Origin of the sequence: Faecalibacterium sp. HTF-F, assembly GCF_023347535.1 — a bacterium.
GTDB lineage: Bacteria > Bacillota > Clostridia > Oscillospirales > Ruminococcaceae > Faecalibacterium > Faecalibacterium wellingii.
The window spans coordinates 1113916-1135095 of record NZ_CP094473.1 but is presented as its reverse complement, the minus strand read 5'-3'; the positions used below and the strand labels follow the sequence as shown (position 1 = coordinate 1135095).

Genomic DNA, 21180 nt, shown 5'->3' with positions numbered 1-21180 from the left:
GAATACATACTATGGCAGATCATGGTATCAATGTCAGCCGCGCCGATACCGCCGTGGCGACACCGAACACCGCAACCTGCGGCATCCCCTTTGTCATTGGCACCGCACCGCTGTCTAAGGCGACCGGTACTGCTGCGACCGCTGGCCTCCCGGTGCTCTGCACCAGCTATGATGAGGCAAAGGAACAGCTGGGTTATGACGACGACTGGGCCAAGTACACCGTCTGTGAGGTGATGTACTACCACTTCAAGCTGTGCGCCTGCCAGCCGGTCATTTTCCTGCCCGTTGGCGAGACCGCCGAGGCTTCCGATGTGTCCGCCGCTGTTGAGCAGATTGAGCTGTGCCTGACCATGTTCGGCATTGTGCCCGACCTGATTATGGCTCCCGGCTTCTCCCAGGATGCCACCGTTGCAGCTGTTATGGACGCAAAGGCTGGCTCCATCAACGGCATGTTTACCGGCAAGGCTCTGGTGGACATTTCCGCAAAGACCTATACCGCTGCGGTTCAGGCGAAAAACAGCGGCACCTATACCGAAAAGACCATCCTGTGCTGGCCCAATGGCACCCTCGGTGATCTGCGTTTCCACGGCTCCACCGTCGAGGCGGGCTGCCTTGCAGAAACCGATACCGGCAACGAGGGCATTCCCTATGAAAGCCCCTCCAACAAGACCGTTCACATCGACGGCCTGTGCGACGACGACGGCAACACCATCAACCTGACCTATAATCAGGCCCTTGTTGTTGATGCTGCAGGCATCTGCACCTTCCTGAACTTCATGGGCGGCTGGACCGCTTGGGGCAACCATACTGCGTGCTACCCCAAGTCCACGGATGTGAAGGACTACTTCATCCCGCTCAGCCGTATGTTCGACTACGTCTCCAACACCCTCATCAAGACGTTCTGGAGCAAGCTCGACAAGCCGATGAACCGTCGTCTCATCGACACCATTCTGGATAGCGCCACCATCTGGCTGAACGGTCTGGTGGGCGCAGGCTATCTGCTGGGTGCCCGTGTGGAAATGCTGGAAAACGAGAACCCGCTGACCAGCCTGATGGCGGGCAAAATCAAGCTGCACGTCTACATGACCCCGCCCTCTCCGGCGCAGGAAATTGATTTTGTGCTGGAATATGACGCTGACTATGTGACCAGCGCACTCCAGTCCTAAAAAGGAGGCACTACAATGGCAATCGATCAGAGCGTTATCAACTTCGCGGTCTATGAGGACAGCGTGGAATATCTGGGTATGTCGAAAGCTACCCTGCCGGATGTTACCTTTCTGACGCAGAGCATTTCGGGTGCTGGTGTCGGCGGTAACGTCGAAGCGGTCATTCTGGGCCATTTGGAGGCTATGACCCTCGGTCTGGAATTCCGCACCACCACGCCGCAGTCCGTCCGGCTGTCGGAGCTGCGCCGCCACAGCATTGACCTGCGTGTGGCAAACCAGTATGAGGATCCTGTTTCGGGCGTGGTTGAGGCACGGAAGGAAAAGCACATTTTCGTGGTCGTGCCCAAATCGACCAAGGGCGGCACCATTGCCCCCGCAACGCCCACTTCTGGCTCTGGCGAGTACGCCGTCCGTTACTGGGCAACGTACATCAACGGCAAGAAGGTGCGTGAGCTGGACCCTCTCAACTTCATCTGCTACATCAACGGTGTGGATTATCTGGCCGGTGTCCGTGCGGCCCTGGGCAAGTAATCCGCATATGCCGTTCCGCCGGAGCTGCATTTTGCAGCCCCGGCCTATTTTTTGAGCGTGAAAGGAGCTATCCAGCATGAACGCCGTCATTGACCCGAAAGAATTTGATGCAGCTCAGGCTGCCGCCGCAAAGGCTGCTGCCGCTGCTGACCCGTACACCTACACCCACAAGCTCCAGAAGCCCCTTGACTATGAGGGCAAGCACTACGAATCCCTCACGTTCGACTGGGGCAAGCTGACCGGCAATGACTCCCTCGCCATTGAGGCCGAGCTTACGGCTCTGAATCAGCCTGTGATCATCCCCTCGATGAGTGCGGGCTACCTCATCCGCATGGCCTGCCGGGCGTGTACCGAGCCTATCGGTGTTGATGTCATCGGTGCTATGAGCATCCGGGACTACAACACCATCCGCACCAAAGCGAGAAATTTTTTGCTGAGGTCGGACTTGTAACTGGTGATGGCGGCGTGTGGCTGCGGCGACAGGTGCTCGCAATGGCACAGGTCAACTGTACGCCCGCGCCCTACTGGCTGGAAATGCCCCTGTATCAATTCCGGCAATGGATCCGCAGCAGCAATGACCTCATTGCCGAGCGCCAGAGAGCGAGAAAGGACGGTAAGTAGTGGCTCGTAAAGAGTGGGAGCTGCTGTTCAACCTGTCCGCTAAACAGAACAGCAGCTTTTCCAGTACATTCAAGGCTGCGCAGTCTGCCCTTGTGGAAACGCAGGGGAAGATTCAGCAGCTGAACAAAGTACAATCCGACATTTCGGCGTACCAGAAGCAGCAACAGGCCGTTGACGCAACCCGTCAGCGGCTTTCTGTTTTGCAGCAGCAGTACGACAACATCCAGAAAGAAATTCAGGAAACCGAGGGTTATTCCTCTGCGCTGGAAAACAAGCTGCTTTCCAAACAGGCGCAGATCGACAAGACCACGGCCTCCCTGAACACCTATGAGCAGCGTTTGGCTGCCACCGGGAATGCTCTGCACGAAGCTGGCGTGGATACCACGCAACTGACGGCGGAAAGCGTCCGGCTGGAAACTGAGGTCGATAAGCTCAAGGATAAGCAGGTTGACCTCAAGAAAACGATGGACGAGGCCGGCGAGGGCGCAAAGGGATTCGGTGAAAAATCGGTCGAGGCGCTTGAGACGGTCGAAGCCACGCTGGCCGCGGTCGGTATTTCAAAGGCCCTTGGAGAAATCCGGGATGCCTACATGGACTGCATCAACACCGCAGGTGATTTTGAAGCATCCATGAGCAATGTCGAGGCACTCTCCGGCGCTACCGGCGAGGAATTGACGGCCCTGTCCGACAAGGCCAAGGAAATGGGCGCAACCACGAAATTCACCGCTGGTGAATCGGCTGATGCTCTGTCCTACATGGCTTTGGCAGGCTGGGACACCCAGTCTATGCTGGAGGGCATCAGCCCGGTGCTGAATCTGGCTGCTGCCGCCAACATGGATCTGGCGCAGGCATCCGATATTGTTACCGACTATCTGACTGCCTTTGGTCTGAAAGCCTCTGACACCACGCACTTTGTCGATGTGATGGCCTACGCCATGGCTCACTCCAACACGGACGTGATCCAGCTGGGCGAGGCATACAAGGCGTGCGCATCCACCGCCACCTCCCTCGGCTACTCGGTCGAGGAAACCACCGCTGTGCTGGCTACCATGGCCAACGCCGGTGTCAAGGGCGGCGAGGCTGGCACGGCCCTGAACGCCATCTTCACCCGCCTTGCAACCAACACGAAAGAGTGCGGGGACACCCTTGCAGAATACGGTGTGCAGATTTATGATGCGCACGGCAATATGCAGAGCCTGTCCAGCATCCTCACAGGCATGGCCGGTATCTGGGACACCCTGACCGACCAAGAGCAAGCCAACCTTGCAAAGGTCATTGCCGGCACGAACCAGTATTCCAAACTGCAAACCATCATGGCCGGGTGCAGCGAGGCCGCAGCCGAGGGTGGGCAGTCTTTTGCGGACTACACCGCAGCTCTGAACGACTGCGCCGGATCTGCCGATAAAATGGCAGGCACCATGCTCGACAACATGAACGGCAGACTGACGCTGATGCAGTCCGCAGCAGACGGCCTGAAAATCGCCATCGGTGAGGATTTGACCCCGGTGATGTCGGATTTGTACGATGTCGGCGCGGAAGTCCTGGGCTGGATGCAGGGATTTGTAGAGGAAAATCCCGGTGTGGTCAAGGGAATTGCGGCAGGAACCGTCACGCTGGGCGGCCTGGTCGGCACGCTGACTGCGGTTTCAGCTGGCATAAAACTAGCTCATGCGGCGGCAACTCTGTTCACTGGCTCTCTGGCGGGACTTGCTGGCCCGCTGACGCTTGCATCTGTGGCGATTGCAGGAACGGTTACGCTCGTCACGGCACTGGCAACATCTGCCGATGCGACGGTGCCCTCTGTAAAGGAGCTGACCAGCGCCGCTCGTGACATGGGCGACAGCATGGAAGAAGCGAGCGAAAGCTACGATTCCACCCTGTCCAACATGGCAGCGACCGCCAGCGTTGCGGACCAGTACATCAGCAAGTTGGAGGCCATCGAGGCCGCCACAAATGGGAACACGGACGGAAATGCCGAATACCACGACACGCTGGCCCGGCTGTCTGTTCTGGTTCCCAGCCTTGCGGATGATATTGACCTTGAGACCAATTCCATCAAGGGCGGCACCGCTGCGCTGCGCCAGCATACGGATGCCTATGTAGCAGATGCCAAGGCTCAGGCCCGGCAGGAATACCTGAACACCCTCTATGACCAGTACAACAATGTGCTGGTTGAGAGCGCTGAGAACGAAACCAAGCTGGCGACTGCGCAGGCAAAGGTTGAAAAATCCAATGCCGGCATGTCTGCTGCCTACGATAAGCTGCTGACCACCCTCGGCCTGACGGATGAGCAGTTCAAGCTCACCTACGGCACGGTAGAAGATCTGCCGTGGCGCACCATGAGCGAGGATGTGCAGCAACTGCGCACTGAGTACATGGGGTACTCGGATGACCTTGTCACTGCCCGGCGGGAGGTCGAGAACTACACCGCCGCCGTAGAGCAGGATCAGGAGGCTATCAATGCCGCCGAGGCCGAGTATCAGGAGGCCAGCGCCGCAGTCGATGCCTTGAATGCTTCGCAACAGTCCGCCGCCGACAGCGCAGACGATGTTGCAGCGCAGCAGCAGAACGTGGCGAATGCCATCTCTGATGCAGAGCTTCGAATTCAGGACATCATTGCAGCCTACAAGGATGCCTATGATGAAGCCTACGGCAGCATCAGCGGCCAGTATGCGTTGTGGGATTCTGCGGAAAAGGTCGTTTCGACCTCCGCTACATCCATCAACAATGCACTGCAAAGCCAGATCACCTACTGGGACAACTACAACCAGAACCTCGAAAAGCTGAACGAACGGGCGGCTGACATCGACGGTCTGAGTGAAGTTATCGCCAGTTTTGCGGATGGCAGCAAGGAATCCGTCAATGCGATTGCCGGTATGGCCTCGGCCTCGGATGCTGATCTCGCCAAAATGGTTGAGAACTATGCTGCACTGAAAGAAGCGCAGGATACCACCAGCGAATCTATCGCCGACCTCAAGACCGGCATGAGCAATTCTATGGACGAAATCGCCAAGACCGTAGCCGATACCGTATCGGAAATGGACATGAGCGACGAGGCCACGAAAAGCGCCAAGGAGACGATTCAGGGCTTCATCGATGGCGCATCCAGCATGATGCCCCGTGTGCAGGAAGCCTATGCCAAAATCGCCTCGGCGGCCTCTACTGCGCTGGCAGGCTCCAACGAGCGCTACAATGTCAACCACGGAATCCCCGGATATGCTGTTGGTACGGAAGATGCGGCTCCCGGCTTTGCCCTCGTTGGTGAGCATGGCCCGGAGCTGGTCTACTTCAACGGCGGGGAATCTGTTCTGACGGCCTCGGAAACCAGACGGGAGATGGAGAGCGCAAGCGTTACCCCCATGAGCGCTGAGCTGCCAGAGAGCAACGGCTCCTCCTCAGCACGCAGCACGGTTCCTATATCGCTCTCGCCGGTTTACCATATCTCAGGTATATCTGATACTGCCGAGCTGCAAAACGTCCTGAATGCCCAGAATGACAGCCTGAGAGAACTTGTCCTCGAAATCGTGAAAGATGCAGAGGACGATGATTTCAGAGGGAGGTATGCATGAGTAAAACCTATACGACTGTGCAAGGCGACCGCTGGGACAGCGTGGCCTATAAGCAGCTCGGCAGTTGCGCCTATGCTCCCAACCTGATGGCTGCTAATCCGCAGCACTTGGGCTATTTTGTGTTCCCGGCCGGAATCGTTCTGACGCTCCCGGATACCGAGACACAAACCAGCTCTACCTTGCCCCCGTGGAAGAAGGTGGTCACATGAGCGACGAAAATACCGCCCGCCATGCCGAGTGTACTGTGGAGTTTGACGGCGTGGACATCACCAGCAGCATCAAGCCCTACCTGCTGTCGCTGACATTTACCGATAATGAGGAAGATGCCAGTGACGACCTGCAGATCAAACTACAAGACCGGGAGGGCGTTTGGATGACCGACTGGCTCCAGAAGATGCTGGACGGCGATGTGTCGGCCGCATCTTCTGATGGCTACAAGGTTGGTGACGTGGTGCAGTTCCTTGGCGGTCCACACTACAAGGCATCTACCGACAAAAAGGCAAACGGAACACCAAAGGCTGGCCCGGCCAAGATCACCATCATCAAGCAGGGCGCGCTGCACCCGTACCATGTTATTCACACGGACGGAACGTCCCGGGTCTATGGCTGGGTCGATGCCAGCGAGATCTCCGGTAAATCTGGCGGCAGTTCTTCCGGCAGCAGTGAAGGTGGCCTGAAAATCCGGGCTACCATCACGGCCTGTAACTGGAACTCTGACGGAAAGGATGAGGCGCTGGACTGCGGGGAGTTTGAGCTGGATAGCATAAACGCATCCGGCCCGCCCGACATTATCACCATAAAGGCCACGGGGCTGCCCTATACCAGCCAGATCCGGCAGACCAAGCAGAGCAAGGGCTGGGAAAAGTACAAGTTATCCGGCATCGCCAATGAAATGGCGAAGAAGAACGGTATGAAGTCCCAGTTCCTTGCGAAAAAGGATCCTGAGTATAAGCGTGTGGAGCAGTACCGCTGCTCTGACATCGACTTCCTGTCGCAGTTGTGCCATGATGCCGGCTTGTCGCTGAAATGCACAGACGGCAAACTCGTTATCTTCGACCAGAAAGAATACGAGGGAAAAGATTCTGCATGGACTGTCACCAAAGACGACAAAAGCTATATCAAGTGGAGCCACACGCTCGGCCAGGCCGGAACGCAGTATGCGTCCTGCCGGGTGTCCTATGTTGGGCCGAACGGCAAGCCCATTGAGGGTATCGCCTACGTCAAGGACTACGATGCCAAGAGCAAAACCAACCAGCAGCTGGAAGTTTATGCCCCGGTCACGAGCAAGACCGAGGCCAAAGAACTGGCTGCCAAAAAGCTCCGGTTGCACAACAAGTTTGAGCGTCAGGTTGGCTTTACCTACCACGGCGACCCGGGCAAGGTTGCAGGCCTGACGTTTGAAACCAAGAGCTTCGGGCCGTGGGATGGAAAGTACATCGTGAAGCAGGCCAAGCATACCGTGACCGGCTCTGGCGGGTACACCACGCAGGTTTCCGGCCGTCATGTTTTAGGAGGGTACTGATGAACACCGCTGTTGACGTTCGCCTCGGTAAAGTCACCGATGTGAACAAAGAAAAGCGCCTTGTCCGCTGCAAATTTGAGGACACCGGCATCACGTCCGGCTGGCTCCCGGTGATGCAGCACTACAAAGCCATTGTCTATACGGAGTCAGCCGGCGAACACAATCACCAGTATATCCACCCCAGCCCCTACAACCTTGAGATCAAAACGACCATGGATGGCTCACGCCAGATTTGGGATGAGGAAGAAAAGGTCATCGGGGCGGACAACTCCACAAACCATCAGCACAAGTCCCATGTGGTGTGGTGGCTGCCGGCCATTGATGATACGGTGGTCTGCTTGTACCTCCCGTGCTTCAATGCTGATGGCTTCGTGCTGGGAGGGATTTATCCGTGATTGTCGGTTGCCTCGGAGACATCAGTTTTGCCGTGTTCGATAGCCATGTCGAGACCATCAAGAACATGGTGCAAAATGTATCTGCCAGATATACTACCCACCAGCGCGCCGGAGGCCCGGCCCTGACCGAGTTTACAGGCACCGATGCTCAAACAATTACGTTTGACATTGAACTGGCCGCATACCTCGGCGTGAATCCAACCAAAGAGCGGGAACGACTGCAAGAATGCGTCCTCAATGGGACAACGCTGCCGTTCGTTCTCGGCAATGTGGTCTATGGCAGCTATCGGTGGGTTATCAAATCTGTAAAATTCAAGACCCTGCACACAGACGCTTTCGGTACACCGACATGGATTACCGCAAGCGTTTCTTTGTTGGAATATCAGAGAGAATGAGGTGATTTTTGTGAGCAACTACTTGGTATCGGCAAACGACCTGACCACCATTTCCCTTGGGGAGCAGGATACCGTGACCAGCGTTCTGCAGAACATCGCCGTCATCCTGTCTACACCGAAAGGCACAGTGCCTTGCTACCGGGAATTTGGCATTGATATTGCGAACATTCTCGACCGGCCGGAAAATGTGGCGCAGCCTATGCTCTGCGCTGCCATCAAGGAGGCCATCGAGCGGTTTGAACCTCGTGCCACCTACATGGGGACTACTTTCAAGGAAGCCCCGGACACTCCCGGGCGGATGCTGCCCGTCGTGGAGGTGAGCATCAGTGCGTAAAACCTACGAGTTCGTGTCTACGGACATGGATGAGCTGGACAGGCTGCTTGTCGCAGGATATGAGCAGTTCTTTGGCAAAACTGTGATGCCCGGTAGCCCGGAACGGCTTTTCATTTCGTGGGTCGAAGATGCCATCATGTACGAGCGTGCCCAGAATAACTGGACAGGCTGCCAAAACTTGCCCAGCAGCGCAGAGGGCGAGTATCTGGATGGCCTGGCCGAGCTGTTCTATTTGCAGGAGCGCCCCAAGCCTACGGCGGCGACCTGCACCATGCGCTTTTACATCAGCGAGCCCCGCCAGACGGCGGTGCTGATTCCGGCCGGCACCCGTGTCACAGACGACAATGCAGCCCTGTACTGGGAAACCTCCGCAGACGAGTACGTTCCCATCGGCGCAACATACACGGATGTTCAGGTGACCTGCCAGACCGTGGGCACGGCTGGCAATGATTATGCTGTGGGGGACATCCACACCGCTGTTGACATCTACGACTACTACTCCGGCTGCTCCAATATCACGGTCAGCGCAAACGGTTCTGATGCCCCGGACGACGAGGAATTTTATGAGCTGATGCGTGACAGTCAGAGTGCATGGTCTGATGCTGGCCCAATCGGTGCCTACAAATACTTTGCAAAGAGGGTTTCCACGGAAATCGCAGATGTCGTTGCAAATTCGCCCAGCCCTGGCACGGTTTGCCTGTATGCCGTCATGAACGATGGCAGCGTGGCTGGCGAAGAAACCAAGCGTGCCATGGTTGCGGCCTGCTCACCGGATGAAATCCGGCCGCTGACGGACTATGTGATCTCCGGCGACCCGGAAGAAGTGCCCTATGATATCGACCTGACCTATTACCTGACCCGTGACGGAAGCATTTCCGCAAGTGAAGCTCAGTCCGGCGTGAATGAGGCTGTGCAGCGGTACATCCGCTGGCAGTCCGGCAAGATGGGCAGGGACATCAACCCTGACAGGCTGCGGTATCTGCTTCTTTCGGCCGGCATCAAACGTGTAGACCTCAAACAGCCCGCCTTTACTCCGCTGGAAGACGGTGCGCCATCCCTTGACCGCAACGACAAGGTTCCGCAAGTGGCAAAGTTGGGCACGGTGACGATAAAGAGCGGAGGGTATGAGGATGAGTAACCACGGCCTGACTGCTGACAACATGATGCAGCAGTTTCCGATTGCGCTCCAAAAAGACCCTAAGACGGTGGCTCTGGGACAGGCCATAGCCAAGGTGATGGAATCCCGGCAGGATGAAATCGACTCCCTGCGGATTTATACCCGCATCGACGAACTGCCCGAATGGCTGCTTGACATTCTGGCTCGTGACTTCGCCGTGGACTGGTACGATAGATCCTACACCCTTGAGGAAAAAAGAAAAACCATCAAGGACAGCTTCTATGTTCACCGGCACCGTGGCACAAAAGCGGCTGTTGAAAGAGCCATTTCTGCGATTTATCCCAATCCCAAAGTTTTGGAGTGGTTTGAGTACGGCGGCAATCCGTACCACTTCAAACTCCGTATCACGGTTGATTTCGCTGCAATCAATGAGGCCAAACATCAGCAGGTTTTGCAAAAAATCATCTGCTACAAAAATCTTCGGTCGCATTTGGACAGCGTCATTTACTACACGGAAACGGAGCCGAAAGCGTGCTATGTTGCAGCGATTCCCTGCGCCACAACGATGTCCTACACGGTTCTTATGCCGGGTGTTATCGAGCCGCGGGCAGTCAGCGCACACGCCTGCGCCGCTGGTGCGGTCAGCACAACTCGGATGAAAACGACCATTGCGCTGCCCGGAACTATCCACGCCAAGGCTGTGTCTGCACAGGCGCTTGCATCTGGCAGACCTGCGCAGACCTATGAAACCGTCACCATCAAGTTAGGAGGGAAATCGTTATGAGCTGGGAAAAATATGCATATACCAGCGCCGGTGCTGCGATGTTGTCCGAGTCCATTTCGGGCGGTGCGCTCACCATCACCCGTGCTGTAAGCGGCACGGGCACCGTTGACACCGACTTGTCCGAGGAAACGGCAGTCAGCGGTGATACCTATGAGCTTAAACTGCTGGGCATCGACACCGTGGAATATGAGGGTGAAAAAGCCCGCAAAGTTAGCATTTGGACGGGCGGTGCAGATAAGCCGTACTTCATGCACCAGATCGGTGTGTTTGGCCGCCTCAATGACGACCCGGAGGACACGCTGCTCTTTTTGATGCAGGACGATCGGGGCATCGAGATCCCGGCCATCGGTACTGCTGACCATGAATTCCAAATTGCTGTGTTGCTGGCCGTTTCGACCAAAGCCAATATCTCACTCACCGTTGACCCGCAGGTTGAAGCAATTATGCGGATGGTGCGGGAAATGGTGCTGAAGGAGATCTCACAGCACAACGATGCCCCGGATGCCCATGCCAAAATCATCACCGAAGCCACCAGTAAGGCTCTGAAAGAGCTGGAGGAATCCGGCCAGATCATGTCGGAAGACAGGGTCAAAGAACTTATCAAAGAAAGCGGCGGCGGTGGTGGCGGCAGCTCCGGCGGCTACTATGGCAAATACGACCTGACCCTTTCTGTGGACGGCTGGAAAGCCGTATCGGACAGCGAGGGTGAAATGCCGTATGCGTATACCTACGATGCAGAGTTGGCAGACTGCACCCCTGAGCTTTGGCCCAGCGGTTCCGCAACTGCCAGCTGCTTTTCTATTTCGAACAAGGCGGGTGTCCTGAACGGGTGCGAGACTTTGAACGGTATTGTTCGCTTTTTCTCTCAGCGCATCCCGGAAGCTGATATTCAGGCAGTCGTCACTCTGTTCGGGAAAGGAGGTGGCACCGGTGAACTGGTAATTGCGACCCGTGACCGGCTGGGCTGCGTGAAAATTGGCGACGGCGTGGAAGTGACCAAAGACGGTGTTATTTCTGTCCACGCCACAGTTTCCGAAGACCAGATGGCAGCTACGGATGATGTATCCGAAATGCTGGCCGAAATCTACGACAAATAAACACCAAACAACAATTTACGGAGGATACTTATTATGGCTTACAATGTTGAGAAGCTCGCAAAGCTGGGCGCACTGAAGGAGCTGGGTCTGAAGCAGAAGGCCGTTGACGAGGCCCAGAACAAGCGCATCAAGGCTCTGGAGGATGTCGGCGCACAGGCCAACGTCTTGGAGGGCGTTAAGGTGAACGGCGTTGCCCTGGCCATCGCTGAGAAGATGGTGGACATTCTGGTTGCCACCGGCTCCAAGAACGGTAGCATTTCCGTGGCTGGTACCGATGTTGCCATCAAGGGTCTGGCTGCACTGGCCTACAAGGCGAAGATTTCCCAGTCTGACCTCGACGACGCTCTGGCTGCTGTTCTGGCTGCAAAGGCCGACAAGGCCACTACTCTGGGTGGATACGGCATCACCGACGCTTACACCAAGGACGAGATCAACGCCAAGATCAGCGCTGTCTATAAGCCCGCTGGCTCTGTGGCCTTTGCTGCGCTGCCTGCTCTGGCTGAGGACGTTCTGGGCAACGTCTACAACGTGACCGATGCTTTCACCACCACCGCCAACTTCGTTGAGGGTGCGGGCAACAAATATCCCAAGGGCACCAATGTCGTGGTGGTCAAGGTCGGCGATGCCTACAAGTATGATGTGCTGGCCGGTTTCGTTGACCTGTCTGGCTATGTGAAGAAAGAAGCGGGCAAGGGTCTGTCTGACGAGAACTTCACTGCGGCTCTCAAGGATAAGCTGGACGGCATTGAGGCTGGCGCAAACAAGTATGTCCATCCCACCCACACCGCTGCTGCCAGCGGTTTGTACAAGACCACTGTGGATGAAGAGGGCCATGTGACCGATACCATTCCTGTGACCAAGGATGATATCACCGGCCTTGGCATCCCGGCTCAGGATACCACCTATGACGAGGCGACCACTGCCAAGGCTGGCCTGATGTCCGCTGAGGATAAGACCAAGCTGGACGGCATGGGTACCACCATCGATAAGGCCATTGCGAACCATACGGCTACCGATGCCGAGGTGTCCGAGATGCTGGCAGAGATTTACGGCGAGTAAGCCTCTGAGATCTCATGAGTAAAGGGGCGGCGGAGAATATTCACCGCTGCCCCTTATTTTTTTATGGGAGGTGACTTCTTTGAGCAATGCGCTCACAACTTTGGATCAGCTCCGCAGCGCTGCATCCCAGTCCAGCAATGCTACCGCCAAAGTCGCATCTGCCGCCGCAGCTGCACTGGAAGAAATGCACGGACTGAAAGCAGACCGGGCAACATTCGTTTCGTTCTCCATCCCTGTCACCGGCTGGAAGTCCGATTCCAGCGTCCCCGGGTATACGAAGTACATCGACATCAAGGTGGATGGTCTGACGGCGGCAGATAGCGTGGTGGTGGATGTTGTCCCGGCGAGCAGCGCAGTTGCACGAGCGGCAAATTTTGTTGCGACGGAAAGCCGTGCCGGCATCCTCCGGCTCCGTGCGGCATCGGTGCCCACAGCTGCGATTTCGGCGCAGTACCACATCATCACGGCCGCGACAGCGGCAAAGGAGGGTTAATCTTATGGCATGGGGTCCTTTTAATGCTGGTGGTGGCGGCGGTTCGTCCGGCGGCACTGCGGCAGATATTTCCTATGACAACAGCAAGTCCGGAATTTCGGCGGCGAATGTGCAGGAAGCCATTGATGCGCTTTCTGTGCTGACCCTGACGATTCAGGCCGTGCCCGCCCAGAGCGGGAGCTTGACCTATACCGGCTCCACCCAGAGTCCCACATGGAAAGGCTATGACAGCAGCATGATGACGATCGGGGGCGTGACCTCCGGCATCAATGCTGGCACCTATACGGCCACGTTTACGCCCATCGGCAAGTATGTCTGGACGGACGGCACGCAGGAAGCCAAGAGTGTGTCGTGGACGATTGGCCGAGCCGAGGTCAAGAATGTGCCGGCACAGACCGGCAGCGTGACCTATAACGGCTCGGCGCAGTCCCCTGCATGGAGCAACTATAACAGTTCTCAGCTGACGATCGGCGGCACGAGCAGCGCAACCAACGCTGGCAGCTACAGCGCCACCTTTACCCCGACTTCCAATTATAAGTGGTCGGATGGGACGACTACGGCCAAGAGCGCTTCGTGGACGATCGGCAAGGCGACCGGCAGTATTACGCTGTCCGCAAGCAGTCTGAGCCTGACCTACCCGAAAACCTCTGGCACCATCACTGTTACGCGGCCGGGCAGCGGTACGGTGACCGCATCCTCTGGCAGTACGAACATTGCAACGGTAAGTGTTTCCGGCACCACCATCACGGTGACCGCAAAGGCGACCGGCAGTGCCACTATTACGGTCAATGTGGGTGCAGATACCAACTATACTGCACCGTCCAGCAAGACGTTCACGGTGGCCGTTACGCTGGTGTCCAAAACGCTCAGCAGCAACAGTTGGGCAGTCATCAAGGCCGTCAGCGATGCTGGTCAGGGTGCAAACTACTGGTCTGTTGGTGCCACGAAGTCCGTGACAATCAATGGCAAGGTGGGTGCGACTACGATCTCCAGCTTGAAAGTTGATGCCTTTATCATCGGTTTCAACCACAATTCCGGCAAGGAGGGCAGCAACCGCATCCACTTCCTTTTGGGCAAGATCAGCGGCAAGTTTGTTGGTCTGGTGGATAGTAGCTACGGCAGCACGACTTCCACGTCTGGCGCATTCACGATGAACACCAGCAACACGAACTCTGGCGGCTGGGGGAGCAGTCAGATGCGGAGCAAGGTACTGGGTAGCGCAAGTTCTCCCACCAGCCCGACCACCAACACGTTGCTGGCTGCACTCCCCGCCGACCTGCGGGCGGTGATGAAGTCCTGCACGAAGTATACGGATAATAAGGGTGGCGGCAATACCGCCAGCAACGTGTCCTCTACCACGGATTATCTGTTCCTGCTGTCCGAGTATGAGGTCTTTGCAACGCACCAGTATTGCAATGATGCGGAGCCGAACTATCAGGCACAGTACGATTACTTCAAAGCGGGTAACAGCAAAGTTGCCAATAAACATTCCGCCACCGGAACGGCGGCGGTCTGGTGGCTGCGGTCGCCGTACTACACCAGCTTCTACACCGACCCCTCCTTCTGCGCGGTTTCGTCGTCGGGGTCGTTGGCCTATTACAACGCTGACTATGCGTATGGTGTTGTGCCCGGCTTTGTTGTCTAATCCCCCGCAGGGATTCTCGACTTACTCAAGCCCACGGAAGTGGGCGGAAAACAGCAAACTTTCCTAAAAAATTCAAAGGGCGCGTCAGCGCCCCGCGCGATTTTTTGAAAAAAGATACTGAAAGTGCTATCACTCAACTGTCTTATGAGTGCATACACGGCACGAAAAACGCTATACAATACTTTCAAAACCTGTTTGTTAGGAGGTATTGTATGGCAACTAACAAGCGCGTCTTTACACTGCGCCTGTCCGATGAAGTTTTTGATAAGATCGGTGTTCTAGCAACAAAAGAGCATCGGTCCATCACGAACTACATAGAGTATGTGCTGCTCAAGCATTTGGAAGAAGTTGAGCGAGAGCAAGGGGAAATTGATCTCGATGACCCCGAAGGAGACTAAAGTATCATGTCAGTTTTGAAATCCAAGCGCACAGAAAGCAAGGCGGAGTATGTGAATGTCGCCAATGCGATTTACATTGAAACGATAAACTTCCTGACCCGCATTTCCGCAAGGTATTCCAGATTGATTGCAGAACCGGTTGCAAAGCTGGCAGGCGAGGTGATAGACCACGCTGAAAAGGCAAACAGCATCTATCCCTCCGACGATCAGCGGCGCCAGCTTCGTAAAGCACATCTTCTGGAAGCGCGGGCATCCCTGATGGCGCTGGATGTTCGGTTGACTCACTGCTATCTCATCATGACCCAGAACCCGCAGGGATGTTTCACAACTCCCTCAGGGAAAAGTGTCGATGCGAAGAAAGCAACTGAAAGACTGGACAAAATGGCTCAAAAGTTGGGTGAGCTGATTGACAAGGAAAACGACCTGCTGCAAGGCATGATCGGAACGGTCAATCGGAAAGCCTGATTTTTAAGTGGGTGTATCTCTGTCAATTCCTGCGGCGGCGGTCTGGTGGCTGCGGTCGCCGAACTACAACAACATCAACAACAACAACTACTTCTGCGCGGTTTCGTCGTCGGGGTCGTTGGACTATAACAACGCTAACAATGCGTATGGTGTTGTGCCCGGATTTTGCAATGCTTGGTCACATGGAGTAGCCATAGGTGAAAGACGACCATAGCAAAAGGAGAGGTACTTCCCTGAGGGTCAAACCTCTAAAACTGCTTTTCGATATGCCGACACGGACGCTTCTTGCATGGCGCGGGATGCATCTTACCGCGTTTCATGTGCCGGCATAAAGCAGATTAGACGATGCCCTACAATTCATCTGTACGAGGAGCGAATACTTTTATGACAAGTCAGGAGCGCCATGAAGCACGATACCAGCGCCGCCGGGCAGCACGCCGAGCCAGACAGGAAGCCCGTTGTGCCGCCCTCGGTTCGTTGGAAGAAGTGTTCAGCTACCACACGATGTTCAAATACGGCCGGAAATGCTGCAACGGTGTACGCTGGAAGCAGAGCACGCAGAACTTTGAGCGGCATCTGTTTTCCAACACAGCGAAGCAGCGGCGGCTTATTTTGGCAAAAAGGTGGCGGCCTAAGAAATACGTTCATTTCACGGTCTGCGAACGCGGCAAGATTCGTGGGATTGACGCTCCTCATATTACAGACCGACAAATCCACAAGGTCATCAGCAAGGAAGTGTTGGAGCCGCTTTACGACCCCAGCATGATCTATGACAACGGTGCAAGCCGGATTGGTAAGGGACTGCACTGGCAGATCAAGCGCATCAAACAGCAGCTGGCACGGCATTACCGCAAGTATGGCCGTGCGGGCGGGGTGTTGCTGCTCGACCTGAAGAAGTTCTTTCCTTATGCACCCCATTCTATCATCTATCAGCGGCACCAGCGGTATATCCTGAACCCTGATTTTCGGCGGATAGCAGATACCATTATTGATACTGCTCCCGGCGAATTTCCGGGCCGTGGGATGCCGCTGGGCGTTGAGCCGAGCCAACAAGAAATGGCGGCAATGCCCAGTGCTGTGGACAACTGGATCAAATGCCAGATGTCCACGCATAGCGCCGGACACTACATGGATGATTACTGCATCATTCTCCCGGATATCGAAGATCTGAAAAAGCTGGGCCGCGCTATCGTGCGCCAGTTTGAAATCCGCGGCATCCCGGTCAACAAGAAGAAATGCAAGATTATCCCTCTGACAAAGCCTTTCCGCTGGTGCAAGGCTCGTTTTACCTTGACCGAGACCGGGAAAATCAAAGTCAATGGTAGCCGTGACGGCGTGATACGCGCACGGAGGAAACTGAAGCTGTTCCACCGTGAATGGCTGGCCGGGAAACGTACCCTGCAGGAGGTAGCGCAGTATATGAACTGCCAAGAAGCCTACTATAAAAATTTTGATGACCATGGGCGGCTGCTGCGCCTGCGGCGGCTTTGCTATGCAATTTTTGGAGGTAGAGTGCCTTGTTCAACAAAATCATCAAAGCCAGTGATGGCACCGTCCTTGCCTTGACCGAGGACGTGACCTACATCAAAAAAGCCGACAACGGCTGTTATATCCTCTGCCCGGAGCCTGATGCTTCGGGCATTTCTTATGCCGGCACACCGTACCACCTGTTTGGTCGGAAGCCTCTGGATGATGCAGAGAGCGTCATTCTGGAGCCGACCGACATTGGTGGCTGGATTATGGGGGCGAAAGCTGCCATCGAGGATGCCGACGAGATGAACGTGGATCAGGCTTATCGCCTGACCCTTCTGGAGTTGAATGTCTCCGATACGGATGACACTGAGAATACCTGATAGGAGGAAAAGGCAATGAGCAAAGCAACGGAACTAGTTCTGTATCGCACCTGCAAGCGCATGATCGAGCGCGGCAGTACCGATGGTCTGGCGGAGAAGATCGATATTTTCTACGCCGCCGGCAAACTGACCGATGAGCACTACGCCGAGCTGACCGGTATGCTCGCCGAGAAGAAAGAGCAGGTCTAACCTATGGAGCATGAACGCTTTATCGCCCGCCGTCGGGCCCGCTTCGTCGGGATTGACGGGCGTGTGAACATCCCTTATGGAACCGTCCTGAGTAATCAGGGCGGTTTTCTTATACACCAGAATAAGCGCGTATGCACTGTGAGCAGCCAGAACGCTCTGGACTACTTCGTGCAGGACGACGACGGCGCTGGTGACCTGCGGGGGAAGCTGGTTGACAGCATCCAGCGGTGCCTTGAGCGCCGGGATGCAGCCTACCAGACCCGCTGGAACCGGGTTTGGGCATCGGCACTCTGTCAAAAGTACCGCCGCCCGGAGTCCGAAGACTACTGGCTGTGGGCGAGAGCGTTTTTTGATGCTCCGATTTTTGATTTGCAGGCAATCGCCGCGCTGGTTCAGTGAGGGGGATGGCTGTGAATCTGAAAGAATTGTTCTGGAGCGGTGGCGGGATGGTTTTGGTGCTGCTCTCGCTCATTGAGGTTTCGCCCATCAAGATCAATCCGTGGAGCAGGCTTGCGAAAATCATCGGACACGCCCTGAATGCTGAAGTGCTGGAACAGCAGAAGCAGACCCAGAAAAAGCTGGAGGAGCATATCCAAGTTGATGATGAGCGCAATGCCAATCTTCTGCGTACCCAGATCCTGCGCTTCAATGACGAACTGATTGATGATAAGCACCACACGAGGGAGCATTTTATCGAGATTTTGGCCGTCATTGATGCCTATGAGGACTACTGCCGCAGTCACCCCGACTACAAAAACAACCGCTGCATCTGTGCGGTAGCGAATATCAAACGGGTGTACAATGAGCGGCTTCAAAAGCACGACTTCTCTTGAAGGAGGTTTTCTACATGAGAGTCATCGTCTATCAGGCCAGCGACACATCTGCCCTGAGCAAGAACTTCACCCGCAAGGACTTCAAGTGCCCCTGCGGGTGTACTCGCCAGATGGTCGATTCGGAGCTGGTCGAAAAACTTCAGGCCATCCGGGATAAGCTGGGCAAGGCCATCAAGGTGACCAGCGGATACCGTTGCATCACGCACAATGCCAGCAAAACCGTTGGCGGAAGCCCAAATTCCAAGCACCGCTATGGTATGGCGGCAGACTGGCGCATGGTGAACCGCAGCATCAATCCTGTGGCCTTGGGCATCATCGCCGCCCAGTATTTCAAGGCGGTGGGCATCTACTGGTATGACGGCTGCGCCATCGTACACACCGATACCCGCGATGCAAAGGCAACGTGGCTGTGCGATGCCCCGCGGCACTACCCCAGCACCACCTACCAGAAGTTCATTCTGCCGACCATCCGCCGGGGTTGCACCGGGGATGCAAACCGTGCAGCCACGAAGATGCTCCAGCGGCTGCTGGGACTGACCCCGGACGGCATTTTCGGCGAGGGCACAGAGAACGCGCTGCTGAAAGCGCAGGAGGCTCATGGACTGACGGTGGACGGCATCTGCGGCCCTGCCAGCTGGAAGGCCATTTCCGGGGCTTCCAAGTACCTGTGAAACATCCGATATAACCAACACGACAAAACGGCGCAGGGGTAGCTCTCCGCGCCGCTGATGCTTATAGGAGGCAATACCATGGAAGCTATGCTGAACTTTATTCCCGCTCCCGTCGCCATCATCTTGATGCTGGCGGGTTTTATCGCACTGGCAATCGGCGGTATCCGGTTGGGCTACAAGGCCACCGTCAAGGATCTGGCTCTGGAGCTGGTCGAAAAGGCCGAGCTGTCCATCATGGGCAGCGGGCAGGGTGCCAAAAAGAAGAAGCAGGTGTTCGCCGCTCTCCGCGCCAAGTGCCCGGCGGCTATCCGCTGGGCCATCACCGACGAGGTGATGGATACTGTCATCGAACACGCCTTTGATGTTATGACCGCAGCACTGGGCAAAAAGTCTTGACTGCTGCATGAGTGCCGTGTAAAATAGAGGCACTTGAAAAGCTTCGGCTTTTGTAGAGAGCGGCCCGGCATGGTCCACTCTTGATTTTATATTTGGCTACCTCGGTAGCGCGCAAAAATCCCCCTCTGCTTTGTCGAAGCCCTGCGAACCTCGCGGGGTATGTGTAGGCAAAGTGGAGGGGGATTTTTTGTTTATCGGATGGTGCTGTAGAATTCAATCAACTTGGACAGCTTTTCAACGTCCGACTTTTCCATGCCGGAAAGTATCTTGACCGCCTTTTCAGAAAGACCGGTAGTGTCACACGAAATTCTAATATCGGCATCTATCGTGCTTGCATCGGTCAGACCCAACAGATAATCAGCAGTGACACCGAAATATTCCGTGAGTTTCATAATAGAATCTCCTCTTGGAGTCTTGTTTCCGTTTTGCCAATCAGACAAAACGCCAACCGATACATTCAAATCTTTTGCCAGCGAACGCACAGTAATCCCGCTTTCGTCAATAAGCGTTCTCAGCCTCGGAGCAAATTTTTCAATGTTACTCATTTTACTTCGCCTCTTTCCATAAATCTCCGTTGTATACGCGAACCAGCACCCAGTCGGACAGCGGTTTGACGTTCCCGGTCCAGTCCCGGAGGGCTTCATCGGTGCCGCAGGCCGCGCAGATGTACACGCCCTTGGCGTGGCGGCTCAGTGCTCCGTGGGTCAGTTTGTTCGGCATCCTCTCGCCGCAGCGGGGGCACAGCGGCCAGCCCTGCTGCTGGTCATAGACCATCTTCTCAATAGCTTTTTCGTCTGTCATTGTGCTTCCTCCTTAAACATCTCGGCTAACCAAGTGGTATGCAAACCAGTGGCCCTGCCGCCTGAACAGCTTATACCAGCTCGTGAACTCCTGCCCTGTGCAGTCATATTGGCTGTTGTAAGCTTCCAGATAGCAGTTGTCGCGAAACCAGTCGGCGGCATCCGCCTCGTGCGCCTCGTCCAGCTTATCGGGCAGCTGAACAAGCTCCAGACGGCCGTCATAGTCGGCACTGATAATGCGCACATTGGAAACGGGGCGGTTATTGTAGGCCCGGATCTCCATCTTGACGGTTGCGGCCAAGTTTTTCACAGCGGATTTCTTTTCGGCAGAGGCTGAAATATCGCGCTGCATGAACATCAGGAGTGCATACGCATCCCGCAATCTCTCATTATCGGTAATACTGAACATGGTCATGACCTCCTTACTTCATGTTCTGACGTTCCCACATCAGCCAGCGGTTCACTTCCTCGCCGGGCATGGACTTCGGCTTGCTGGTTTCGATGTACTCCCGCTCTCCGAAGATCTCCAGCTGGTCGATGTCGTCAGGCGACTGGGTGATAATCTTTGCCGGCCAATCGCCCACGCCGGGGACTTCAATGCGGCGCAGATACAGGTTGCTGTCAAAGTACCAATCACTCTTGATGTACCGCTCTTCGGCATCGGTTAACTCGATGGCCGCAATGTACTTGCCGAGCGCACCGAAGACTTCCAGTCTGGTTGGTGCTTTGTCGAAGTCGGTCACATCAAAGAGTTTGATATAGGAGATTCGACCGCGTTCAACGGCAAGCTCCTCGATGGTGCCGGAGTATTTGTAAAGTTTCATTGTCATATCCTCCAAATGCCCGT

General features: G+C 55.6%; 30 protein-coding genes. 26 read left to right on the top strand and 4 right to left on the bottom strand.

What is annotated here, in order from left to right:
- The first annotated feature begins 11 nt into the window (after positions 1-11).
- The 26 genes from MTP37_RS05405 to MTP37_RS05290 all read left to right on the top strand — a co-directional run bounded on the left by MTP37_RS05405 (position 12) and on the right by MTP37_RS05290 (position 19533).
- Complete coding sequence (locus MTP37_RS05405; protein ID WP_249238484.1) at positions 12-1166, top strand: phage tail sheath family protein; 1155 nt, start codon at positions 12-14, stop codon at positions 1164-1166.
- Between the two features lie 15 nt (positions 1167-1181).
- Entirely contained in the window at positions 1182-1697 is a 516-nt protein-coding gene (locus MTP37_RS05400; protein WP_249238483.1) for a phage major tail tube protein, read from the top strand.
- A gap of 76 nt (positions 1698-1773) precedes the next feature.
- Positions 1774-2148 carry a phage tail assembly protein gene (locus MTP37_RS05395; RefSeq protein WP_097772616.1) on the top strand — a complete coding sequence of 125 codons (375 nt, stop codon included), beginning with the start codon at positions 1774-1776 and terminating at the stop codon, positions 2146-2148.
- A 41-nt stretch (positions 2149-2189) separates the two neighbouring features.
- Positions 2190-2318: a hypothetical protein gene (locus MTP37_RS13115; RefSeq protein WP_015563536.1), complete on the top strand. Its 129-nt coding sequence runs from the start codon at positions 2190-2192 to the stop codon at positions 2316-2318.
- Positions 2318-5887, top strand: a complete 3570-nt coding sequence (locus MTP37_RS05390; protein ID WP_249238482.1) for a phage tail tape measure protein — start codon at positions 2318-2320, stop codon at positions 5885-5887. The genes MTP37_RS13115 and MTP37_RS05390 overlap by 1 nt, the downstream gene beginning before the upstream one ends.
- The gene (locus MTP37_RS05385) at positions 5884-6096 is read left to right on the top strand and encodes a tail protein X (protein ID WP_097772618.1); all 213 of its coding nucleotides are present in this window, start codon (positions 5884-5886) and stop codon (positions 6094-6096) included. Before MTP37_RS05390 ends, MTP37_RS05385 begins: the two co-directional genes overlap by 4 nt.
- Positions 6093-7409 carry a phage late control D family protein gene (locus MTP37_RS05380; RefSeq protein ID WP_249238481.1) on the top strand — a complete coding sequence of 439 codons (1317 nt, stop codon included), beginning with the start codon at positions 6093-6095 and terminating at the stop codon, positions 7407-7409. Before MTP37_RS05385 ends, MTP37_RS05380 begins: the two co-directional genes overlap by 4 nt.
- Positions 7409-7804 carry a hypothetical protein gene (locus MTP37_RS05375; protein WP_097772620.1) on the top strand — a complete coding sequence of 132 codons (396 nt, stop codon included), beginning with the start codon at positions 7409-7411 and terminating at the stop codon, positions 7802-7804. The genes MTP37_RS05380 and MTP37_RS05375 overlap by 1 nt, the downstream gene beginning before the upstream one ends.
- The gene (locus MTP37_RS05370; RefSeq protein WP_249238480.1) at positions 7801-8199 is read left to right on the top strand and encodes a phage tail protein; all 399 of its coding nucleotides are present in this window, start codon (positions 7801-7803) and stop codon (positions 8197-8199) included. The genes MTP37_RS05375 and MTP37_RS05370 overlap by 4 nt, the downstream gene beginning before the upstream one ends.
- A 10-nt stretch (positions 8200-8209) precedes the next feature.
- A complete protein-coding gene (locus MTP37_RS05365) occupies positions 8210-8533 on the top strand; it encodes a GPW/gp25 family protein (RefSeq protein ID WP_097772721.1) in 324 nt (107 codons plus the stop codon).
- Positions 8526-9671: a baseplate J/gp47 family protein gene (locus MTP37_RS05360; RefSeq protein ID WP_227613389.1), complete on the top strand. Its 1146-nt coding sequence runs from the start codon at positions 8526-8528 to the stop codon at positions 9669-9671. The genes MTP37_RS05365 and MTP37_RS05360 overlap by 8 nt, the downstream gene beginning before the upstream one ends.
- Positions 9664-10434 carry a phage tail protein I gene (locus MTP37_RS05355; protein ID WP_249238479.1) on the top strand — a complete coding sequence of 257 codons (771 nt, stop codon included), beginning with the start codon at positions 9664-9666 and terminating at the stop codon, positions 10432-10434. Before MTP37_RS05360 ends, MTP37_RS05355 begins: the two co-directional genes overlap by 8 nt.
- A complete protein-coding gene (locus MTP37_RS05350) occupies positions 10431-11531 on the top strand; it encodes a hypothetical protein (protein WP_249238478.1) in 1101 nt (366 codons plus the stop codon). Before MTP37_RS05355 ends, MTP37_RS05350 begins: the two co-directional genes overlap by 4 nt.
- A 33-nt stretch (positions 11532-11564) precedes the next feature.
- Entirely contained in the window at positions 11565-12590 is a 1026-nt protein-coding gene (locus MTP37_RS05345) for a hypothetical protein (RefSeq protein ID WP_249238477.1), read from the top strand.
- 79 nt (positions 12591-12669) lie between these two features.
- Positions 12670-13083, top strand: coding sequence for a hypothetical protein (locus tag MTP37_RS05340; protein ID WP_097772626.1), 414 nt, complete (start codon positions 12670-12672; stop codon positions 13081-13083).
- Positions 13084-13087: 4 nt separating this feature from the next.
- Complete coding sequence (locus tag MTP37_RS05335; RefSeq protein WP_249238476.1) at positions 13088-14728, top strand: DUF6273 domain-containing protein; 1641 nt, start codon at positions 13088-13090, stop codon at positions 14726-14728.
- Between the two features lie 212 nt (positions 14729-14940).
- On the top strand, positions 14941-15126 hold the full coding sequence (locus MTP37_RS05330) for a type II toxin-antitoxin system antitoxin (RefSeq protein ID WP_207684533.1): 186 nt from the start codon (positions 14941-14943) through the stop codon (positions 15124-15126).
- Between the two features lie 6 nt (positions 15127-15132).
- Positions 15133-15591 (top strand): hypothetical protein, encoded by a 459-nt coding sequence (locus MTP37_RS05325; protein WP_097772629.1) that lies wholly within the window; start codon positions 15133-15135, stop codon positions 15589-15591.
- 7 nt (positions 15592-15598) lie between these two features.
- On the top strand, positions 15599-15805 hold the full coding sequence (locus MTP37_RS13200; protein ID WP_353963852.1) for a DUF6273 domain-containing protein: 207 nt from the start codon (positions 15599-15601) through the stop codon (positions 15803-15805).
- Positions 15806-15975: 170 nt separating this feature from the next.
- Positions 15976-17157, top strand: coding sequence for a reverse transcriptase domain-containing protein (locus MTP37_RS05320; RefSeq protein ID WP_249238475.1), 1182 nt, complete (start codon positions 15976-15978; stop codon positions 17155-17157).
- Positions 17109-17444 (top strand): hypothetical protein, encoded by a 336-nt coding sequence (locus MTP37_RS05315; protein ID WP_249238474.1) that lies wholly within the window; start codon positions 17109-17111, stop codon positions 17442-17444. Before MTP37_RS05320 ends, MTP37_RS05315 begins: the two co-directional genes overlap by 49 nt.
- Before the next feature lie 15 nt (positions 17445-17459).
- Positions 17460-17633, top strand: coding sequence for a hypothetical protein (locus tag MTP37_RS05310; RefSeq protein WP_249238473.1), 174 nt, complete (start codon positions 17460-17462; stop codon positions 17631-17633).
- Positions 17634-17636: 3 nt separating this feature from the next.
- The gene (locus tag MTP37_RS05305; protein WP_249238472.1) at positions 17637-18032 is read left to right on the top strand and encodes an isoaspartyl peptidase; all 396 of its coding nucleotides are present in this window, start codon (positions 17637-17639) and stop codon (positions 18030-18032) included.
- Positions 18033-18043: 11 nt separating this feature from the next.
- A complete protein-coding gene (locus MTP37_RS05300) occupies positions 18044-18466 on the top strand; it encodes a hypothetical protein (protein WP_133300820.1) in 423 nt (140 codons plus the stop codon).
- 14 nt (positions 18467-18480) lie between these two features.
- Positions 18481-19137, top strand: a complete 657-nt coding sequence (locus tag MTP37_RS05295) for a D-Ala-D-Ala carboxypeptidase family metallohydrolase (protein WP_249238471.1) — start codon at positions 18481-18483, stop codon at positions 19135-19137.
- Positions 19138-19215: 78 nt separating this feature from the next.
- Entirely contained in the window at positions 19216-19533 is a 318-nt protein-coding gene (locus tag MTP37_RS05290; RefSeq protein WP_249238470.1) for a hypothetical protein, read from the top strand.
- Positions 19534-19724: 191 nt separating this feature from the next.
- On the opposite strand, the gene MTP37_RS05285 is transcribed toward MTP37_RS05290, so the two are convergent.
- The 4 genes from MTP37_RS05285 to MTP37_RS05270 are packed head-to-tail and all read right to left on the bottom strand — an operon-like array spanning position 19725 to position 21157.
- Positions 19725-20078 carry a helix-turn-helix domain-containing protein gene (locus MTP37_RS05285; RefSeq protein WP_249238469.1) on the bottom strand — a complete coding sequence of 118 codons (354 nt, stop codon included), beginning with the start codon at positions 20076-20078 and terminating at the stop codon, positions 19725-19727.
- A 1-nt stretch (position 20079) separates the two neighbouring features.
- The gene (locus MTP37_RS05280; RefSeq protein ID WP_249238468.1) at positions 20080-20334 is read right to left on the bottom strand and encodes a hypothetical protein; all 255 of its coding nucleotides are present in this window, start codon (positions 20332-20334) and stop codon (positions 20080-20082) included.
- 12 nt (positions 20335-20346) lie between these two features.
- The gene (locus tag MTP37_RS05275; protein WP_249238467.1) at positions 20347-20742 is read right to left on the bottom strand and encodes a hypothetical protein; all 396 of its coding nucleotides are present in this window, start codon (positions 20740-20742) and stop codon (positions 20347-20349) included.
- Between the two features lie 13 nt (positions 20743-20755).
- Positions 20756-21157: a hypothetical protein gene (locus tag MTP37_RS05270; RefSeq protein WP_249238466.1), complete on the bottom strand. Its 402-nt coding sequence runs from the start codon at positions 21155-21157 to the stop codon at positions 20756-20758.
- Positions 21158-21180 lie beyond the last annotated feature (23 nt).

Excerpts from the sequence above, each read along its gene's own strand:
- MTP37_RS05310 (WP_249238473.1), top strand. The coding sequence starts at position 17,460 with ATGAGCAAAGCAACGGAACTAGTTCTGTATCGCACCTGCAAGCGCATG.
- MTP37_RS05275 (WP_249238467.1), bottom strand. The coding sequence starts at position 20,742 with ATGTTCAGTATTACCGATAATGAGAGATTGCGGGATGCGTATGCACTC.
- MTP37_RS05355 (WP_249238479.1), top strand. The coding sequence starts at position 9,664 with ATGAGTAACCACGGCCTGACTGCTGACAACATGATGCAGCAGTTTCCG.
- MTP37_RS05395 (WP_097772616.1), top strand. The coding sequence starts at position 1,774 with ATGAACGCCGTCATTGACCCGAAAGAATTTGATGCAGCTCAGGCTGCC.
- MTP37_RS05285 (WP_249238469.1), bottom strand. The coding sequence starts at position 20,078 with ATGAGTAACATTGAAAAATTTGCTCCGAGGCTGAGAACGCTTATTGAC.
- MTP37_RS05280 (WP_249238468.1), bottom strand. The coding sequence starts at position 20,334 with ATGACAGACGAAAAAGCTATTGAGAAGATGGTCTATGACCAGCAGCAG.
- MTP37_RS05375 (WP_097772620.1), top strand. The coding sequence starts at position 7,409 with ATGAACACCGCTGTTGACGTTCGCCTCGGTAAAGTCACCGATGTGAAC.
- MTP37_RS05385 (WP_097772618.1), top strand. The coding sequence starts at position 5,884 with ATGAGTAAAACCTATACGACTGTGCAAGGCGACCGCTGGGACAGCGTG.
- MTP37_RS05295 (WP_249238471.1), top strand. The coding sequence starts at position 18,481 with ATGAGAGTCATCGTCTATCAGGCCAGCGACACATCTGCCCTGAGCAAG.
- MTP37_RS05335 (WP_249238476.1), top strand. The coding sequence starts at position 13,088 with ATGGCATGGGGTCCTTTTAATGCTGGTGGTGGCGGCGGTTCGTCCGGC.
- MTP37_RS05405 (WP_249238484.1), top strand. The coding sequence starts at position 12 with ATGGCAGATCATGGTATCAATGTCAGCCGCGCCGATACCGCCGTGGCG.
- MTP37_RS05350 (WP_249238478.1), top strand. The coding sequence starts at position 10,431 with ATGAGCTGGGAAAAATATGCATATACCAGCGCCGGTGCTGCGATGTTG.
- MTP37_RS05345 (WP_249238477.1), top strand. The coding sequence starts at position 11,565 with ATGGCTTACAATGTTGAGAAGCTCGCAAAGCTGGGCGCACTGAAGGAG.
- MTP37_RS05325 (WP_097772629.1), top strand. The coding sequence starts at position 15,133 with ATGTCAGTTTTGAAATCCAAGCGCACAGAAAGCAAGGCGGAGTATGTG.
- MTP37_RS05400 (WP_249238483.1), top strand. The coding sequence starts at position 1,182 with ATGGCAATCGATCAGAGCGTTATCAACTTCGCGGTCTATGAGGACAGC.
- MTP37_RS13115 (WP_015563536.1), top strand. The coding sequence starts at position 2,190 with ATGGCACAGGTCAACTGTACGCCCGCGCCCTACTGGCTGGAAATGCCC.
- MTP37_RS05305 (WP_249238472.1), top strand. The coding sequence starts at position 17,637 with ATGGAGCATGAACGCTTTATCGCCCGCCGTCGGGCCCGCTTCGTCGGG.
- MTP37_RS05330 (WP_207684533.1), top strand. The coding sequence starts at position 14,941 with ATGGCAACTAACAAGCGCGTCTTTACACTGCGCCTGTCCGATGAAGTT.
- MTP37_RS05380 (WP_249238481.1), top strand. The coding sequence starts at position 6,093 with ATGAGCGACGAAAATACCGCCCGCCATGCCGAGTGTACTGTGGAGTTT.
- MTP37_RS05270 (WP_249238466.1), bottom strand. The coding sequence starts at position 21,157 with ATGAAACTTTACAAATACTCCGGCACCATCGAGGAGCTTGCCGTTGAA.
- MTP37_RS05320 (WP_249238475.1), top strand. The coding sequence starts at position 15,976 with ATGACAAGTCAGGAGCGCCATGAAGCACGATACCAGCGCCGCCGGGCA.
- MTP37_RS05290 (WP_249238470.1), top strand. The coding sequence starts at position 19,216 with ATGGAAGCTATGCTGAACTTTATTCCCGCTCCCGTCGCCATCATCTTG.